The 2,334-nt window shown below is 61.4% G+C and carries 2 protein-coding genes; both read right to left on the reverse strand.

The genetic code is table 11. The features are described 5' to 3' along the window. Positions 1-294 precede the first annotated feature (294 nt). Positions 295-1,119 carry a hypothetical protein gene (locus DB30_RS40640; RefSeq protein WP_205633206.1) on the reverse strand — a complete coding sequence of 275 codons (825 nt, stop codon included), beginning with the start codon at positions 1,117-1,119 and terminating at the stop codon, positions 295-297. 796 nt (positions 1,120-1,915) lie between these two features. After that, positions 1,916-2,334 (reverse strand): hypothetical protein (locus tag DB30_RS40650; RefSeq protein ID WP_205633207.1); only part of this gene is annotated, 419 nt, incomplete at its 5' end.

The raw sequence follows: 2,334 nt of genomic DNA on the forward strand, positions 1-2,334 counted from the left end.
CCGCTCGCTCGGGCTCCGGCGGCGCCATCATCCGCCCCACCAGCCGCGGCGCGAGCTGTGGCTCCGACGCGTGCGTCACACTTGGTATCCCGATCGTCACCACGCGAGGGGATTTCATTTGCACTCTTGATCATCCAGGACTCAACCGACATCGACCAAGCATTCGTACGCTTCGGCTGTGGGGTGCGTTGCTCGGGTACAGGCGTACTCCGGTCGCCACCACGCGCGCGACTGCCCCGACAAATGTTCGATCTCTGTCGCGCAGGATAGCAGCCACACCGCAAATCTTCGTGTTCAGAGGCGATCGGCGCCGGCGAAGTCTGCAGCGCCCTCCATGGTCGGCCGAGGATCTCCATCGATATCCACGCCCGGGTCCGCCAGGGTCCAAGTGGCAGCGGTTTCGATCGCCTGTGGGAACATGTTGGGGTTCAGATGAAAATCGCCCGAGTTGAACGACACAAACCATGATGTCGACATGTCACCCAATGCTTGATTTTCGCCGAGTGACATTTCAAGGGCCGAGCCGGTAACTTCGGCGTTTTCGCAACCGAGGATCTCGGGTGTCGCCAACCGAGAAACGACAATGGAGTTCCTCACGATTGACCCGGCCCCACCCGATAGACACTGGATTGCGGGCGCGTCAAACCCCGTAGCGATGGTGGTGTATATGGCCGAGAATGTTCCTTGGTTCAGCAAGATGCCGGCCCCAGTATTCGGAAGGCCTCCAATCAAGCTGTTGCGAGCCACGACGGTGCCTCCCGTGACGACTAAACTGCCGCTACCCGGATTGTCGACGACAACCATTTGGTCCAACCAGACATCCCCTCCCATCACGCTCACTCCGGTAGAGCCACCTATAATTTTCAGGCCCGAGAGGAACGCTACAGCCCCATTATTGACAAGAACAACCTGCCCTCCAAAGTCGATTGTCGCTCCGCCATCACCAATAACAGCAACAGTCTGCCCAGGATTTACCGATATCGAAGACGTATAATCCTGCATACCTTCAGCCACGATCAACGTCCCGTTACCCGCACCGATCTGAGCCATTCCGAGGGCGATCGACGTGAACGGACTTTGCTCAGAACCATCTCCCGGCTCCATCGCACTATTATCCACCCACCAGACGCTATTCAACGGCATACAGGCTCCAGTGGACATATTGCACGCACTCCCCGGGCACTGCGAGTGCTCAGTACACGGCACACAGACATTCGCCTGACACGCCGGCGTCTCCGCCGGGCAAGCGGACACATCGTCGGTCGTGCACTCCACGCACGCGCCGCCCGCATCGCAAACTGGCGTCGCAGGATACTCATCCCCACAACTCACCGTCGTCGCGTCCCCACACGCCACGCACGTCCCATCGTCGCACAACGGCATCTCCACCGAACATTCGTCGCTCCCCATGCACATCGGCCCGGTGTCGCCATCACCATCACCATCCCCAGTCGCCTCGCCATCACCATCCCCAGTCGGCTCTCCATCACCGTCCCCAGTTGGGTCGCCATCACCGTCCCCCGCGACCTCGCTGCACTCGTCTTCGTCTTTCCCGTTGCAATACCAGCATCCGGTGGGCTCCTCTTCCATGCACCCATCGACCGTCGGTGTCACGCAACTGTTGTCCGAGCAGTACGGTTTCGCATCCCCGTACTGGTCCTTGCAGTAGCTGTCCCCTCCCGCGTTGTAGCAATGGTCTGGGTTCGGCTCGACACAGCCCGACGTGGACGGCAGCAGCGCCCCAACAACAAAACCCAGACCCAGGACGATAGCTTGACGGGAAGTCACCCCCCAAGTGTCCAACGCCGCGCTTTTCCGGTCAAGCTCTTCGCACGCATCGACGCCTCTCGCATCATGCGTATCATCGATCGGGCAGGTCACGGCGGAGCCTGACCGATTTATCCATACGCTCGGCTCAAAAAGCGATCCCGACACCATGGGCTCGGACTCGGACCTTCTCCCCCGTTCCGCTCTTCGCCCGCCGCTTCTTTCGCTTGCTCACGTCCACGGCGATCATCACCACCCCCGCAATCAACGCCGCGCCTCCGATCGACAAGACCACATTTCCGGGCGTCCGATAGTTCGTTTGGTCCAAAAAGGCGGGCGCGCGCGGCTCCACCCCCCGGACCGCAAACGCAACCCCAACCCCAACCCCCGCGAGCCCCACGACGCCCAGCACGGCCCCGCTGATCCCCAGCGGCCCGATCGCCTTCACATCCCCATCCCCACCATCATCCCCATCCCCACCACCATCTCCATCCCCACCGCCCTCGCCATCCCCACCACCATCATCCCCCGGATCCACCACCTGGTGCTTCCGCGCCAGCTCCAACA

Origin of the sequence: Enhygromyxa salina (genome assembly GCF_000737335.2) — a bacterium.
Lineage (GTDB): Bacteria > Myxococcota_A > Polyangia > Nannocystales > Nannocystaceae > Plesiocystis > Plesiocystis salina_C.